This window comes from Psychrobacter sp. TB20-MNA-CIBAN-0197 (assembly GCF_040309765.1).
GTDB classification, from domain to species: domain Bacteria; phylum Pseudomonadota; class Gammaproteobacteria; order Pseudomonadales; family Moraxellaceae; genus Psychrobacter; species Psychrobacter submarinus.
The window spans coordinates 1-355 of sequence record NZ_JBEOPC010000213.1; the positions used below are offsets into that span (position 1 = coordinate 1).

1 protein-coding gene is annotated in these 355 nt (G+C 41.4%); it reads right to left on the bottom strand.

The genetic code is table 11. The features are described 5' to 3' along the window. On the bottom strand, window positions 1-283 hold a 283-nt coding region (locus tag AAEY83_RS13370; RefSeq protein WP_351059518.1), incomplete at its 3' end, for a type 1 glutamine amidotransferase family protein. Between the last annotated feature and the right edge of the window lie 72 nt (window positions 284-355).

The following is a 355-nucleotide window of genomic DNA, read 5'->3' on the forward strand; positions in this document are numbered from 1 at the left end:
GGTTTCGCCAAATACCGGGCACTATTACTAAATCGCAATTTGGGGTATTGCTGGTGGCGCAATCGGGAAGGATTGCCAAGCCGGTACGATTGCTTATTGGTTCAAGGTTTTTAGCAACTAAATGAATAGCGAGTGGCCTAAAATTTTTTTTATTAATATGGCCTTTTGCAAAGGCTTCGCCCGCTCTCAGCATCTCTATAGGGAGGGTTAAACTCGTTATTAATAAGTGTTGGTAAACAGCAATAGCTATATTTAATGGGGGGTTACTCTGTTTATCAGTCATATAGATGCTCCGACCAGTTAGGGTTGGCCTTTTATGCTTAATATTTGGCTATTAAAGCACAAAGTGTGGTGC